Source organism: Leifsonia sp. McL0618 (genome assembly GCF_049994905.1).
In the GTDB taxonomy this organism is placed as follows: Bacteria; Actinomycetota; Actinomycetes; order Actinomycetales; family Microbacteriaceae; genus Diaminobutyricibacter.
The window spans coordinates 1,095,594-1,111,182 of the sequence record NZ_CP188258.1; the positions used below are offsets into that span (position 1 = coordinate 1,095,594).

The 15,589-nt window shown below is 69.1% G+C and carries 11 protein-coding genes; 10 read left to right on the forward strand and 1 reads right to left on the reverse strand.

Annotated elements, in window-relative coordinates:
• Positions 1–30: 30 nt before the first annotated feature.
• Positions 31–1,296 carry an Nramp family divalent metal transporter gene (locus tag ACPPVQ_RS05310; RefSeq protein ID WP_426519366.1) on the forward strand — a complete coding sequence of 422 codons (1,266 nt, stop codon included), beginning with the start codon at positions 31–33 and terminating at the stop codon, positions 1,294–1,296.
• Positions 1,297–1,331: 35 nt separating this feature from the next.
• Here ACPPVQ_RS05310 and ACPPVQ_RS05315 read toward each other — a convergent pair whose 3' ends face one another.
• Complete coding sequence (locus ACPPVQ_RS05315) at positions 1,332–2,009, reverse strand: metal-dependent transcriptional regulator (protein ID WP_426519368.1); 678 nt, start codon at positions 2,007–2,009, stop codon at positions 1,332–1,334.
• Between the two features lie 69 nt (positions 2,010–2,078).
• Between ACPPVQ_RS05315 and ACPPVQ_RS05320 the strand changes: the two genes are divergently transcribed.
• The 9 genes from ACPPVQ_RS05320 to araA all read left to right on the forward strand — a co-directional run bounded on the left by ACPPVQ_RS05320 (position 2,079) and on the right by araA (position 15,548).
• Positions 2,079–3,443, forward strand: a complete 1,365-nt coding sequence (locus ACPPVQ_RS05320; protein WP_426519370.1) for a cystathionine beta-synthase — start codon at positions 2,079–2,081, stop codon at positions 3,441–3,443.
• A 40-nt stretch (positions 3,444–3,483) separates the two neighbouring features.
• Positions 3,484–4,638, forward strand: coding sequence for a cystathionine gamma-synthase (locus tag ACPPVQ_RS05325; RefSeq protein ID WP_426519372.1), 1,155 nt, complete (start codon positions 3,484–3,486; stop codon positions 4,636–4,638).
• A 65-nt stretch (positions 4,639–4,703) separates the two neighbouring features.
• The gene (locus ACPPVQ_RS05330) at positions 4,704–6,053 is read left to right on the forward strand and encodes a glycosyltransferase (RefSeq protein ID WP_426519374.1); all 1,350 of its coding nucleotides are present in this window, start codon (positions 4,704–4,706) and stop codon (positions 6,051–6,053) included.
• On the forward strand, positions 6,050–8,275 hold the full coding sequence (locus ACPPVQ_RS05335; protein ID WP_426519376.1) for a glycosyltransferase family 39 protein: 2,226 nt from the start codon (positions 6,050–6,052) through the stop codon (positions 8,273–8,275). Before ACPPVQ_RS05330 ends, ACPPVQ_RS05335 begins: the two co-directional genes overlap by 4 nt.
• 64 nt (positions 8,276–8,339) lie before the next feature.
• Positions 8,340–9,734, forward strand: a complete 1,395-nt coding sequence (locus ACPPVQ_RS05340) for an APC family permease (protein ID WP_426519378.1) — start codon at positions 8,340–8,342, stop codon at positions 9,732–9,734.
• Positions 9,735–9,914: 180 nt separating this feature from the next.
• The gene (locus tag ACPPVQ_RS05345) at positions 9,915–10,964 is read left to right on the forward strand and encodes a LacI family DNA-binding transcriptional regulator (RefSeq protein ID WP_426519380.1); all 1,050 of its coding nucleotides are present in this window, start codon (positions 9,915–9,917) and stop codon (positions 10,962–10,964) included.
• A 494-nt stretch (positions 10,965–11,458) separates the two neighbouring features.
• Positions 11,459–13,318 (forward strand): ribulokinase, encoded by a 1,860-nt coding sequence (gene araB / locus ACPPVQ_RS05350; RefSeq protein ID WP_426519382.1) that lies wholly within the window; start codon positions 11,459–11,461, stop codon positions 13,316–13,318.
• Positions 13,315–14,031: an L-ribulose-5-phosphate 4-epimerase gene (locus ACPPVQ_RS05355; protein ID WP_426519384.1), complete on the forward strand. Its 717-nt coding sequence runs from the start codon at positions 13,315–13,317 to the stop codon at positions 14,029–14,031. Before araB ends, ACPPVQ_RS05355 begins: the two co-directional genes overlap by 4 nt.
• Positions 14,031–15,548, forward strand: a complete 1,518-nt coding sequence (gene araA / locus ACPPVQ_RS05360) for an L-arabinose isomerase (protein WP_426519386.1) — start codon at positions 14,031–14,033, stop codon at positions 15,546–15,548. The genes ACPPVQ_RS05355 and araA overlap by 1 nt, the downstream gene beginning before the upstream one ends.
• The last annotated feature ends 41 nt before the right edge of the window (positions 15,549–15,589 follow it).

Here is a 15,589-nt window from a genome sequence, read left to right on the forward strand (position 1 = left end):
GAACTAACATTTCCAGTGCGGGAGAACGCCATGTCTGTCGACGTCGCGGGTCGCACCAGGCGTCGTGCGCCGGGTGGTCGTCGCTCGCGCGCTCGTGCACTGCTGCTGCTCGGCCCGGCGTTCGTGGCGGCCATCGCCTACGTCGATCCCGGCAATGTCGCAGCCAATCTGACGGCCGGTTCGGCATACGGCTACCTGCTCGTCTGGGTACTCGTCGCGGCCAACGCGATCGCCGTCTTCGTGCAGTACCAGTCGGCGAAATTGGGCATCGTCACCGGGTCCAGCCTGCCGGAACTGCTCGGCCAGAGGCTGTCGACCGGGCCGCGGCGTGCCTTCTGGGTGCAGGCGGAACTCGTGGCCGCAGCCACCGACCTGGCCGAGGTCATCGGTGGAGCCGTCGCGCTGAACCTGCTGTTCGGGCTGCCGCTGCCGCTCGGCGGCCTCATCGTCGGGGTCGTGGCGATCGGCATACTGGCCGTGCAGTCCCAGCGCGGGCAGCGCTCGTTCGAAGCCGTCATCGTCGGGCTCCTCGCCGTGATCGCGATCGGCTTCCTCGCGGGACTCTTCGTGAGTCCGGTCGACTGGCGTGCGGCTGCCGGCGGCCTCGTGCCGCGATTCGACGGGGCCCCGACGGTGCTGCTCGCCGCGAGCATGCTCGGCGCGACCGTCATGCCGCACGCCATCTACCTCCACTCGTCGCTCGCCCGCGACCGCCACGGCCACCACCTCGATGAGAAGGTCGTCTCGCGGCTCCTGCGCGTGACCCGATGGGATGTGTTCGGCGCGCTCGGGATCGCGGGTGCAGTCAACATCGCGATGCTCCTGCTCGCGGCGGCGAGCCTGAATGGTCAGACCGGCACCTCCACGATCGAGGGTGCACACGCCGCGATCTCCGCCTCCCTCGGACCCGTGATCGCGGCCGTCTTCGCGATCGGGCTGCTCGCATCCGGGTTCGCGTCGGCATCCGTCGGAAGCTACGCGGGTGCGACGATCATGTCGGGGCTGCTGACGATCCGCGTTCCGCTGCTGCTGCGTCGGGTCGTGACGCTGATCCCGGCGATCGCGATCCTCGCGGCGGGCGTGGAGCCGACCTGGGCTCTAGTGATCAGCCAGGTGTTCCTGAGCCTCGGCATCCCGTTCGCGCTGGTGCCCCTCATCCGGCTGACGTCGAACAAAGCCGTGATGGGCGACCGGGCGGACAGGCGGGGGATGCGCTTCCTCGGCTGGACGATCGCGGCGCTCGTCGTCGTGCTGAACGCGGCCCTCGTCGTGCTCACGATCGCCGGGCTAGCGTAGCGCTCGCTCGCGAGCGACGGCGGCGCGCGGCGGGCCTACGGCCGCGCGGACACCCAGACGGCGGATGCGGCGGTCGCGCCCAGGTCGACCGGCGCCGCAGACCCTTCGGGGAGTACGGTCGCGTCGCCGGCGAAAGCCCGCTGGTCGGTCACCGTGAGCACGGTGTCCAGGCGGATGCCGCGGTCGGCGAGGTAACGCAGTATGGCCGGGTCGGCATCCGAGATGCGTGTGACGACGAGTGTGACATCGGTCGGTGCCTCGACCAGCGGCACGGCATCGGGTCGGTGCGGCGTGCCGTCGGGGGCCGGGATCGGGTCGCCGTGCGGGTCGCGCGACGGGTAGCCCAGCCGATGGTCGATGCGTTCGACGAGGGTGTCCGACACGGCGTGCTCCAGCACCTCGGCCTCGTCGTGCACTTCGTCCCAGCCGTAGCCGAGCACCTCGACGAGGAACGTTTCGAGCAGCCGGTGCCGCCGGACCATCGCAACCGCGTGCGTGCGACCCGCCTCGGTGAGCTCGATGCTCCCGTACGGCTCGTGCACGAGCAGGCCCTGTTCGGCGAGGCGGCGGATCCCGTCAGAGACGGTGGCCGCGCGCACGCCCATCCGTTCTGCGAGCTGCTTGACCGTGATCGGCGTCGACGACCACTCGGTCGCGCCCCAGATCACCTTCAGGTAATCCTGCGCGGTCGTCGACAGGTCGGACACGGGCATGGCCACCATCCTAGGAGTCATATGACGCGCTGCCCCTTGCCGGGCCGACGCCCCTGTTAGGTTGTGAGGGTGAAGTATGCGGAGACCATCCTCGATCTGGTCGGCAACACACCCCTCGTCAAGCTCCACAAGGTCGCTGAGGGCACTGCGGCGACGGTGCTCGTCAAAGTCGAGTACCTGAATCCCGGCGGTTCGTCGAAGGACAGGATCGCGGCGCGCATCATCGATGCCGCCGAACGCGATGGACTCCTTAAGCCGGGCGGGACCATCGTCGAGCCGACGAGCGGTAACACCGGCGTCGGCCTGGCCCTCGTGGCGCAACAGCGTGGTTACCGTTGCGTGTTCGTGGTGCCCGACAAGGTCGGCGAGGACAAGCGCAACGTGCTGACGGCGTACGGGGCCGAGATCGTCGTGACGCCGACGTCGGTGCCGCCCGAGCATCCGGACTCGTACTACAGCGTGTCCGACCGCCTCGCCGCCGAGATCCCCGGCGCGTTCAAGCCGAACCAGTACGCGAACCCCAACGGACCACTCAGCCATTACGAGACGACCGGCCCGGAGATCTGGCGCGACACCGACGGGCGCGTCACGCATGTCGTCGCGGGCGTCGGCACCGGAGGGACGATCAGCGGTGTCGGCCGCTACCTGAAGGAGGTGTCGGGCGGCCGGGTGCGGATCGTCGGCGCCGACCCCGAGGGTTCGGTGTACTCCGGCGGGTCTGGTCGCCCCTATCTCGTCGAGGGGGTCGGCGAGGATTTCTGGCCCGCCGCGTACGACCCGAGCGTCGTGGATGAGGTCATCCCGGTCTCCGACGCAGACTCGTTCGCGATGACCCGGCGTCTCGCCCGCGAGGAAGGCCTCCTCGTCGGCGGTTCGAGCGGCATGGCCGTCGTCGCCGCCCTCCGGGCTGCAGCCGACCTGGGCCCCGACGACGTCGTGGTCGTGATCCTGCCCGACGGCGGGCGAGGCTACCTCGGCAAGATCTTCAACGACAAGTGGATGCGCTCCTACGGTTTCAGCGACGTGCCGCACGAGGCGACGGTGCACGACATCATCGGCACCAAGAGCCGCGACCTGCCCGATCTCGTTCACGTGCATCCGAGCGATACCGTGCGCGACGCGATCCAGATCATGGCGCAGTACGGCGTCTCCCAGCTTCCGGTACTCACGGCGGAACCGCCGGTGGTGATCGGCGAGGTCGCCGGCGCGATCGACGAGACCGCACTGCTCGACGCCGTGTTCACCGGCCGGGCGCAGATGAACGACGACATCGGCCCTTTCACGGGCGAACCCCTCGGCCTCATCGGAGCGAACGAGCCGGTCTCCGCTGCACGCGTCGCACTGGGCACGGCCGCGGCACTCCTCGTCACCGACGAGGGCAAACCGGTCGCCGTACTGACCCGTCAGGACCTGCTGAACTTCCTGAGCGCATGACTGCGTGAGCTCAGGCGAACCCACGTAAGGACACATCACCATGGCAGACACCCGCCAGGGCTTCGACACACGCGCCATCCACGACGGCCAGGAGTTCGACCCGGCTACCGGTGCGATCATCCCGCCGATCTACCAGACCGCGACGTTCGTGCAGGACGGCATCGGCGTCCTGCACGGTGGCTACGAGTACGGGCGGTCCGGCAATCCGACGCGCACGTCGCTCGAGACGTTGCTCGCGTCGCTCGAGGGCGGCAGGCGCGCGTTCTCGTTCTCGTCCGGTCTGGCTGCGGAGGACGCGCTGCTCAGGGCGGTGCTGAAACCCGGCGACCATGTCGTGCTCGGCAACGACGTCTACGGGGGAACGCACCGCCTCATCGACCGGGTGCACGGCGCCTGGGGCGTGCGGAACACGACGGTCGACCTCGGCGATCTCGACGCGGCACGTGCGGCACTCGCGATAGACGGCACCCGCATCCTCTGGATAGAGACGCCGAGCAACCCGCTGATGAAGATCAGCGACATCGCTGCGCTCGCAGAACTCGGTCACGCGGTCGGTGCGCTCGTCGTCGTCGACAATACGTTCGCGTCCCCAGCACTCCAGCAGCCGCTCACGCTCGGCGCCGACGTGATCGTGCATTCGACGACGAAGTACCTGGGCGGCCACTCCGACGTGATCGGCGGCGCGCTCGTCATCGACGACGAGGAGCTCGCCGCGCAGGTCGGGTTCATCCAGTTCGCGGCGGGCGCCGTCTCGTCGCCGATGGATGCGTGGCTCACCGTACGGGGGATCAAGACCCTGGGGGTGCGGATGGCGCGCCACTGCGCCAACGCACAGGCGATCGCGGAGGCGCTGGTCGGCCATCCCGCGATCGTTGCCGTCAACTACCCGGGCCTGCCGACGCATCCGGGCCACGCGCTCGCCGCGCGACAGATGAGCGGATTCGGCGGGATGCTCTCCGTGGCGCTCGCCGGGGGTGCCGCCGCCGCCCGCCGGTTCGCCGAATCGACGACCATCTTCCAGCTCGCGGAGTCGCTCGGCGGCGTCGAATCGCTGATCGGCTACCCGTCGGAGATGACGCACGCCTCGGTGCGCGGAACGGCCCTCGAGGTGCCGGACAACGTCATCCGCCTGTCCGTCGGCATCGAAGATGAAGCCGACCTGCTCGCCGACATCGAGGCCGCGCTCGCCCGTTGAAACGACTTAAGGCGCTCATAGGGGCACCACAGGGCCGAGCGATGTAGTCCACTCAGAGTGTGGGGATGTCGAACACATCCCTCCCTCTCTCCCTCGACATCGTCGTGCCCGTGTACAACGAGCAGGCGACGCTCGACACCAGCATCCGCCGGCTCCACGACTACCTCACCGGGCAGGTCGACGTCGCCTGGCGGATCACCATCGCGGACAACGCGAGCACGGATGAGACCCCCGCGATCGCGGACCGCCTCGCTTCCGAGCTCGGCGACGTCATCGCGGTGCACCTGGCACAGAAGGGTCGCGGGAGGGCGCTCAAACACGTGTGGGGCAGTTCGCCGGCCGAGGTGCTCGTTTACCTCGACGAGGACCTCTCCACTGACCTGGCCGCACTGCCGCCCCTGGTGGCCCCACTGCTGTCGGGCCACTCGGACCTCGCGATCGGCACCAGGCTCGGCCGCACCGCCAGGGTCAGCCGCGGCGGCAAACGCGAATTCATCTCACGCAGCTACAACCTGCTGCTGCGCCGCACGATGTCGGTCGGGTTCACGGATGCGCAGTGCGGGTTCAAAGCGATCCGTCGCGACGTCGCCGACCGCCTCCTGCCGCTCGTGGAAGACGACGCGTGGTTCTTCGACACCGAGCTGCTCATCCTCGCCGAGCGGGCCGGGATGCGCATCCACGAGATCCCGGTCGACTGGGTCGACGACCCCGACAGCTCCGTCGACATCGTGGGAACCGCTGTGGAGGACATCCGCGGGATGCTCCGGGTGGGGTCGAACATCGCGCGAGGCCGCATCCCGCTCGAAGCGATCTATGCGGAATTCGGGCGAAGGCCGTTCGAGCCTCCGCGCGTGCCCGGGTTCTTCGGCCAGGTCGTGCGGTTCGCTGCGGTCGGTGTGCTCTCCACCGCGGCGTTCGCGCTGCTCTACCTCGTGCTTCAGGGGGTCATGGCCGCGCAGGCGGCGAACTTCGTCGCGCTGCTGCTCACGACACTCGCCAACACCTGGGCGAACCGCCGGTTCACCTTCGGAGTGCGGGGCAGACCCGGGGCGGTGAGGCACCAGTTCCAGGGTCTGATCGTCTTCGGCATCGCGTGGGCGATGACGAGTGGGTCGCTGGTGCTGCTGAACGTCGCGGCGCCGAACGCACCCGCCCAGGTCGAACTGATCGTGCTGACGATCGCAAACCTGCTCGCAACGCTCGTGCGGTTCGCGCTGCTCCGGCTCTGGGTGTTCCGTGCGCAGGTGCGCCGCGGGGTCGCGGAGGCGCCGACGCCTCCGCCGGCGAGTGGCGGCCCGGATGCGAGCGTCAGCCACCAACCGCACAGCCGTGGGCCGCATGCCAACGCACCCACACCATCCGATCGAAAGACGGCCGTCGCCGACGGCCTCCGACAGGAAGCGAACCCCTCATGAGCGCAACGACTACGGCACCTGCCGGCGCGACGACCACGGCGCCTGCGGGCGCAACGACCACTACGGCGCCTGCGGGCGCGACAAGCTCTACGGCCCCTGCCGGCCCGACGACGACACGTGCGGCCTCGCTCGGCGACCGCATGCGCTCTGCCGGCCGCTGGGTGATCCGTGGCAAAGCTGAATCGGCGGCGTGGGAGCGGCCGGCCCTTCTGGGCCTGCTCGCTCTCACAGCACTGCTGTACCTCTGGGATCTGGCCGCCAGCGGCTGGGCGAACTCGTTCTACTCGGCGGCCGTGCAGGCGGGGTCGGTGAACTGGGAGGCCTTCTTCTACGGTTCGAGCGACGCGGCCAACTCGATCACGGTCGACAAGCCACCGGCGAGCCTGTGGATCATGGCGCTCTCGGTGCGGGTGTTCGGACTGAGTTCGTGGAGCATCCTCGTTCCCGAGGCCGTGATGGGTGTCGCGACCGTGGCGCTCGTCTACTGCATCGTGCGGCGCAACTTCTCGGCCCGCACGGCGTTGCTCGCCGGTGGCGTGCTGGCGGTCACCCCGGTCGCGGCCCTGATGTTCCGTTTCAACAACCCGGATGCGCTGCTCGTGCTGCTGCTGACGGCGGCGACGTACTTCACGCTGCGGGCCATCGAGTCGGGTCGCCTCCGCTGGCTGATCTGGGCCGGAGTCGCCGTCGGATTCGGGTTCCTCACCAAGCAGCTCCAGGCGTTCCTGATCCTCCCCGTGCTCGCGGGGGTCTACCTGGCGGTCGCGCCTGTGTCAGTCCGCAGGCGGCTCGGGCACCTGCTCGCGGCACTCGGCGCGGTCGTCGTCTCAGCCGGATGGTGGGTCGCGATCGTCGAACTCGTTCCGGCCTCGATGCGGCCGTACATCGGGGGCTCTCAGACGAACAGCTTCCTCGAGCTGACCTTCGGGTACAACGGCCTCGGACGCCTGACCGGCAACGAGACCGGAAGCGTCACGGGAGGCGGAGCGGCCGGCGCCGGTGCCGCCGGCGGGGGAGCGGGAATGTGGGGCGCGACGGGAATCTTCCGGCTCTTCGAGAACGAGGTCGGCGGGCAGATCGCCTGGCTGCTTCCCGCGGCACTGGTGCTCTTCGTCGCAGCTCTGGTGCTCGGCCGGGTGGCGAAGCGAACGGATGCGCGCCGCGCGACACTGCTCCTGTTCGGCGGCTGGCTCATCGTCACCGCCCTCGCCTTCAGTTTCATGGCCGGCATCTTCCACGCCTACTACACGGTGGCACTCGCACCGGCGCTCGCGGGGGTGGTTGCGATCGGGGCCGGCGCCGTCTGGGCGGCACGGGAACGGCTGTGGGTGCGCATCCTCGCCGCGGTCACGGTACTCGGGACGGGGGTCTGGGCGTACGCGCTACTGAGCCGCGCCGACGCCTGGCTTCCCTGGCTGAAATTCGTGGTCGTCGTGCTCGCCGTCGTTGCGGCGGTGCTGCTGGTGCTTCCGCGCCGGGGACGGATGTTCGCAGCCGTCACGATCGCGGTGGCGCTGACGAGCACCCTGCTCGCGCCCGCCGCGTATTCGATCGAAACGATTACGACGCCGCACGCCGGGTCGATCGTGACGGCCGGCCCGACGGTGAGCGGTGCGATGGGCGGCTTCGGCGGGCGGCCCGGTGGCCAGGGTGGTCCTGGTGGTGCGGGTGGACCTGCCGGTGCTGGTGGTGCTGCGGTCGCAGGCGGTGCGGGCGGTCCGGGTGCCGGTGGGTTCGGCAACGGTCCGGGCCAGGCGCCCGCGCAGGGGACGGCCGGCGGTGCGACGACAGGCGGTGCGGGCGCAGGCGGTGCGACGGGGGCGCAAGCCGGCGGCGCTCGAGGCGCTGCCGGAGGGCTTCTCGACTCGAGTTCCGTGAGCGCGGCGGTGAAGGCACTGCTGCTCAAGGACGCCGCCTCATACCAGTGGGTCGCGGCAGCGGTCGGGTCGAACAGCGCAGCCGGCTATCAGCTGGCCACGGGCAAGGCGGTCATGCCGATCGGCGGCTTCAACGGGAGCGACCCGTCGCCGACCCTGGCCGAGTTCAAGGCCGACGTCGCCTCCGGCAAGGTGCACTACTTCATTGCAGGCGGCGGCGGTGGGCAGTCGAACGGAGGGAGCAACGCCTCGAGCAGCATCGCGAGCTGGGTAGAGCAGAACTTCGCCGCAAGCTCGGTCGGCGGGGTCACCCTGTACGACCTGTCTGGCGGCTCAGCGCAATAGACCAAATGCGCCGGATGTCGGTGGCCCGCACCATCATGGAGACATGACGGAAAGCGGGCCACCGGTGTCTGATTGGTCCCAGGCAGTCACAGCGACGACTCCGCATGGCCACCTGGGGCTGGCGGGTGGCACTGCCCTCTACGTCGCCGCGGTTCTTGGAACGGGCATCCTCGTGCTGCCTGCGCTCGCCGCTGCTGCCGCCGGTCCCGGGGCGATCCTTGCGGTGGCAGCACTGGCGATCATCTCGATTCCACTTGCGTCCACGTTCGCTGCACTCGCCCGTCGCTATCCCGATGCGGGCGGGGTCGCGACCTTCGCGCGCCGCGCATTCGGTCCGACGGCGGCGCGCGTGATCAGCTACTGGTTCTTCTTCGGCACCCCGATCGGCGCACCGATCGCCGCTCTCATGACCGCCGAGTACGTCGTCGCCGTGATGGGCGGCACGCGCACCACGACGGTGGTGATCGCGATCGCGCTCATCGCCATCCCGGTCGTTGTGACAGCGTTCGGCGTCCGCTTCGCCGGGTGGCTGCAGCTGGTGCTCTCCGCGGCACTCGTTGCCGTGCTCGTCTTCGTGCTCGCCTCGGCGCTGCCCCACGCCGATGCGGCCAACCTCACGCCGTTCCTGCCCCACGGCCTCTCGGGGGTGGGTGCCGCGATGAGCCTGTATATCTGGGCCTTCGCCGGATGGGAGGCCGTGGCCGGCATCGGCGGCGAGTTCCGGCATCCGAACCGGGACATCCCGCGGGCCACCGCGCTGGCGCTCGTGATCGTATCCGTCGCCTACCTCGCCATCCAGACGGTCACGGTGACGGTGCTCGGCAGCCAGGCGGCCAAGAGCGCTGTGCCCCTGCTCGACCTCGTTCTCGTCTCGAGCGGACGCAGCGGCGGAATCGTCGTCGCAGCGATCGCCGCCATCGTCGTCACCGGGGTGTTCAACGCCTACCTCGCCGCATTCAGCAAACTGGGCGCCGCGATGGGTCGCGACGGCGACCTTCCGCGATGGTTCGGGCGCGGCGTCGAGAACGGGGGAGTGGCCCGTCGCGGGCTGTTGCTCTCTGCCGCGATCATGGCCGTCTATTCCGTGTTCGTGATGTCGATCGGCGAACTGCAGCCGGTCATCCTCGTTCACACCAGCATCGCGGCATCGGTCTACGGGGTCGGTGTCGCTTCGGCGATCGTGCTGCTTCCGCGCTGGTCGCTCGGGTGGTGGATGGCCGCGGCATCATCCCTTTTCGCCGCCGGGCTGCTGGTGCTGGCGGGCCCCAACCTGATCTACCCGTTTGCCATCGCTCTCGTCGCGGTCCTCGTGGGAGTGGTCATGCGCCGCCGGGTCCGTTGGCGCGTGCGTTCGGTCGACGCCGAACCGTCCTCTCGGCTGCCGGACCCCCTCGAACCGGCAGACTCCTGCGACGCCGCCGACCGAGCCGCAGGCGCGCTCTCCGCCGAGCGCCCGTAGCTGCGCACGCGCGCTGCGCACGCGCGCTACGCAATCGCGCCGCGCGCGAGCCTCTCTCGCCCGTCGGGTACAGGAAGAAGCATCCTAAGGCGCTCATTGGCCGCTTTTTCCTGTGCTCGGGGCGTGCGGCCGGCGCGCGGGCATAATGGAGACCGTCGCAGCCGCAGTGTGCAGGTGCGAATGCCGACCGATCGGAATGACCGCGTGACCGAAGAGACGCCCAAAGGCCGCGCGCCCAGCATGCGTGACGTCGCGCGGATGGCCGGGGTGTCGCACCAGACCGTGTCGCGCGTGATCAACCATCACCCGAGCATCCGGGAATCCACCAAGCAGCGCGTTCTCGCCGTCATGGACGAGCTGCAGTACCGCCCGAACCGCGCAGCTCGGGCGCTCGTGACCAGCCGGTCCAATACGATCGGAGTGCTCGCCGCATCCGCCGCCTCGCTCTACGGCCCCGCGAGCAGTATCAGTGCCATCGAGGATGCCGCACGCGACGCCGGCTACTACGTCACGGTGGCGCATCTCGGCAGCCTCAATCACGAGGACATCGTGGCGGCGATCGACCACCTGATGGCCCAGGCGGTCGAAGGCATCGTCGTCGTCGCCCCGCAGGCGCCGGTGCTCGAGGCGATCTCTGCGGTGTCGATCGGCGTGCCGTACGTCACCATGCAGACGGCCGGTGTCCTCGAAGGCCACGAACTCTCCGTCGACCAGATCGCCGGCGCGCGCAAGGCCACGCGCCACCTGATCGACCTGGGTCACCGGCGCATCGTCCACCTGGCCGGGCCCCAGGACTGGCTCGAAGCCCGCGCCAGAATGAAAGGCTTCTTCGACGAACTCGACTCGGCAGGGCTCCTCCACACGGAGGCGGTCCTCGGCGACTGGACGGCCGACTTCGGCTACCAGGCCGGTCGCGCGCTGCTCGCGGACACCAGCGTGACCGCGGTGTTCTCCTCGAACGACCAGATGGCGCTGGGGGTGCTCCACGCAGTCCGCGATGCAGGCCTGGATGTTCCCACCGACATCAGTGTCGTCGGGTTCGATGACATCCCCGAAGCCGCGCACTTCTGGCCGCCGCTCACCACGGTGCGCCAGGACTTCGCCGAGCTGGGAAGGCGCTGCATCGCGCTGCTCCTCGCGGACATCGACGGCGTCACGTCACCGGTCGGCGAGTTCGTTCAGCCCGAGCTGATCGTGCGCGCGTCGACCGCGCGCCCCTCCTCCCGCTGACGGGCCTTCTCCCGTCGGGCAGTCTCCCGCTTCCGCTCCCGCTCCCGCTCCCGCTTCCGCTTCCCCTTCACGGTTCGGGGCGTTCTCTTCTGTTCGTAAAACAGGAGTTCGTGTGACAGGAGTGACTGAAGCGCATCTGGATGCCCGGAATCGGTCGCAGGGGCCACATCCGTCACACGATCTCCTGTTTTATGAACGACGCGCGGGCGGACGCGGCTTCGTCGGGCCCGACCCTGGTTGTTCGTAAAACAGGAGTTCGTGTTACAGGAGTGGCAGAAGCGCATCCGGATGCCCGGATTCCGTCGCAGGGGCCACATCCGTCACACGATCTCCTGTTTTATGAGCACGATTCGCCGCCCCGATCCGCCCTGCCCCGCCCCGCCCCGACCCTGCCCTGCCCCGCCTCGACCCGCCCCGCCCCACCCCGACGCGGCCGCGTCGCGAACCCGCCGGCTTGACAGCGTGCGGGAGTCCGCGTGTACGATAGACCGCAAATGTTACCGTTCACATTAACGAACGGACCAGCAACTCAAGCGACCAGAGGCCGCGACAAAGGAGTCATCGTGACGAACACTGAGCCGGCCGGCGCAAGCCAGGATCGCTACGTCATCGGTATCGACTACGGCACGCTCTCCGGGCGAGCAGTCGTCGTACGCGTCTCCGACGGGGCCGAGCTCGGTTCGGCAGTGCTCGACTATCCCCACGCTGTCATGGATTCGAGGCTGGCTTCGACCGGTACGACGCTTCCTCCCGACTGGGCCCTGCAGGTGCCGGGCGACTATGTGGAGGTGCTCCGCACCGCTGTTCCGCAGGCCGTCCGTCAGGCGGGCATCGACCCCGCAAACGTGATCGGAATCGGTACCGACTTCACTGCGTGCACCATCCTCCCGGTAACGGCCGACGGCACCCCGCTCAGCGAGCTCGCCGAGTTCTCCGGCCGGCCGCACGCGTATGTGAAGCTCTGGAAGCATCACGCCGCACAGCCTCAGGCCGACCGCATCAACGCACTCGCGGCCGAGCGCGGCGAGAGCTGGCTGCCGCGGTACGGCGGGCTGATCTCGAGCGAGTGGGAGTTCGCGAAGGGGCTGCAGCTCCTTGAGGAAGACCCCGAGATCTACGAGCGCATGGACCACTGGGTGGAGGCCGCAGACTGGATCGTCTGGCAGCTGACCGGTCGCTACGTGCGCAACGCGTGCACGGCCGGCTACAAGGGCATCCTGCAGGACGGGCAGTACCCGAGCCGCGACTTCCTCGCCGCACTCAACCCCGACTTCGACGGTTTCGCCGACGACAAGGTCGCCCACGAGATCGGCCAGCTCGGCGACGCCGCAGGAACCCTGTCTGCGCAGGCCGCGGAATGGACCGGCCTTCCCGAGGGCATCGCCGTCGCCGTCGGCAACGTCGACGCGCACGTGACAGCCCCTGCGGCCCAGGCAGTCCAGCCCGGCCAGATGGTGGCCATCATGGGAACGTCCACCTGCCACGTGATGAACGGCGACATCCTCACCGAGGTCCCCGGTATGTGCGGCGTGGTCGACGGAGGTATCGTCTCCGGCCTCTACGGCTACGAAGCCGGCCAGTCCGGTGTCGGCGACATCTTCGCGTGGTACGTCGACAACCAGGTTCCGAAGAGCTACACCGATGCTGCGCGCGACGCCGGGGTGAGCATCCACCAGTATCTGACCTCGCTCATCGAGGACCAGCCGGTCGGCGGTCACGGCCTGGTGGCTCTCGACTGGCATTCCGGCAACCGGTCGGTGCTGGTCGACCATGAGCTCTCCGGGGTGGTGCTGGGCACGACACTCTCGACGAGGCCCGAGGAAATTTACCGCGCCCTGCTCGAGGCCACCGCGTTCGGCACCCGCACGATCGTCGAGACTTTTGCGGCGAGCGGGGTTCCGGTGACCGAGTTCATCGTCGCCGGCGGCCTGCTGAAGAATGCGTTCCTCATGCAGGTCTACTCCGACGTACTGCGGCTGCCGATTTCGACGATCGCCAGCGAGCAGGGTCCCGCGCTCGGCTCGGCGATTCACGCCGCGGTGGCCGCAGGCGCCTATCCGGATGTGCGGGCCGCCGGAGCCGCGATGGGCAAGCTGGATCGCGCCGTCTACACGCCGAACGAAGAGTCGGCCGCCGCATACGACCGTCTTTTCGCCGAGTACCGCGTACTGCACGACTATTTCGGACGCGGCGGCAACGACGTGATGCACCGGCTCCGCGCGCTTCGCCGCGAAGCCCTCGCGGGGCGTGCAGCGGATGCCGTCCCCCGCACACCACGCCACGCTGCGGCCGTCGACACGACCGGCCCCGAATCCGATACCGAGACCCCTGCCGTCGAAGGAGCCTCCCTGTGACCGCGCCGACCTTCGCTCCTGAGGTCGAGCAGGCGATCGACCGCATCCGCGCCGATGTCGCTGACCTCCACGGGTATCTCGTGTCGAACGGCCTCGTCGTGTGGACCGGCGGCAACGTGTCCGGTCGCGTCCCCGGCGCCGACCTGTTCGTCATCAAGCCGAGCGGTGTCGACTACGACGATCTCGCACCGCACACCATGATCCTCTGCGACCTCGACGGCGCGGTCGTCCCGGGCACGCCGGGCAGTGATCGCGCCCCATCGAGCGACACAGCCGCGCACGCCTACGTCTACCGCAACATGCCCGACGTCGGCGGAGTCGTGCACACCCATTCGACGTATGCGACCGCGTGGGCGGCCCGGGGCGAGCCCATTCCGTGTGTGATCACAGCGATGGCCGACGAGTTCGGCGGGGACATCCCGGTCGGCCCGTTCGCGATCATCGGCGACGACTCGATCGGGCGCGGCATCGTCTCAACGCTCACCGGTCATCGTTCACGTGCGGTCCTCATGCAGAACCACGGCCCGTTCACGATCGGACGCGATGCCCGTGACGCCGTGAAAGCCGCGGTGATGCTCGAGGATGTGGCGCGCACCGTGCACATCGCTCGCCAGGGCGGCCCGCTCATCCTCATCCCGCGAGACGCGATCGACGCGCTCTTCGCCCGCTACCAGCACGTCTACGGCCAACCGACCGAAAAGGAACTCCACTGATGCCGAAACCGGCCACAACCCTCGACCACTACGAAGTCTGGTTCCTGACCGGCAGTCAGCACCTGTACGGCGAGGAGACGCTGCGGCAGGTCGCCGACCAGTCCCGTGCCATCGCCGAGACCCTCGGGGCGGCCGATGACGTGCCCGTGCGCATCGTCTGGAAGCCCGTGCTGAGCGACGCCGACGCCATCCGACGTGCCGCGCTCGACGCGAACAGTGACGACGCCGTGATCGGACTGATCGCGTGGATGCACACCTTCAGCCCGGCCAAGATGTGGATCGCCGGCCTCGACGCGCTCCGCAAGCCGCTGCTGCACCTGCACACGCAGGCGAACGTCGAGCTGCCGTGGGCCGACATCGACTTCGATTTCATGAACCTCAACCAGGCTGCTCACGGCGACCGCGAGTTCGGGTACATCCAGACCAGGCTCGGCGTCGACCGCACGACGGTCGTCGGCCACGTCTCCGACCCGCGGGTGACGAGCCGCGTCGGCACGTGGATGCGCGCTGCAGCCGGATGGGCGGCCACGCGTTCCCTGAAACTCGCCCGCTTCGGCGACAACATGCGCTACGTCGCCGTGACGGAAGGGGACAAGACCGAGGCGGAGCTGCGCTTCGGGGTGCAGGTGAACACGTGGGGGGTGAACGAGCTGGCGGATGCGGTCGACGCGGCCACCGCATCCGACATCCACGCACTCGTGGCCGAGTACGAAGACCTCTACGAGGTCGTGCCGGAACTGCGACGCGGTGGCGACCGCCACCAGTCGTTGCGGGACGGCGCGGCGATCGAGCTCGGGTTGCGGTCGTTCCTCGAAGGCGGCGACTTCGCCGCGTTCACGACCAGCTTCGAAGACCTCGGCAGCCTGAAGCAGCTGCCGGGCCTCGCTGTGCAGCGCCTGATGGCCGACGGCTACGGTTTCGGCGCTGAAGGCGACTGGAAGACGGCAGTGCTGGTGCGCGCCGCGAAGGTGATGGGAGCGGGCCTGCCGGGTGGGGCATCCCTGATGGAGGACTACACGTACGACCTGACTCCGGGCGCCGAGAAGATCCTCGGGGCGCACATGCTCGAAGTCTGCCCGACGCTGACGAGCGCGCGCCCGACGCTCGAAGTGCATCCGCTCGGCATCGGCGGCAAAGACGACCCCGTGCGCCTGGTCTTCACGGCCGACTCCGGCCCCGGCGTCGTGGTGGCGCTGTCGGATATGCGGGACCGGTTCCGGCTGGTCGCCAACGTCGTCGACGTGGTGCCGCCGACCGCCCCGCTGCCGAAACTTCCCGTCGGACGCGCCGTCTGGGAGCCGCGACCCGACTTCGCGACCAGCACGGCGGCATGGCTGCAGGCCGGTGGTGCACACCACACGGTGATGTCGACCGCCGTCGGCGTCGAAGCGTTCGACGACTTCGCACGCATGGCCCGCACCGAACTGCTGGTGATCGACGAGACCACCACGCTGCGCGAATTCACCAAAGAGGTGCGCTGGAACGCGGCGTACTACCGGCTGGCGGGCGGGCTCTGACCGGCGCCTCGCGCCTCGGTCTCCGTTCGCGGTACCGGCCC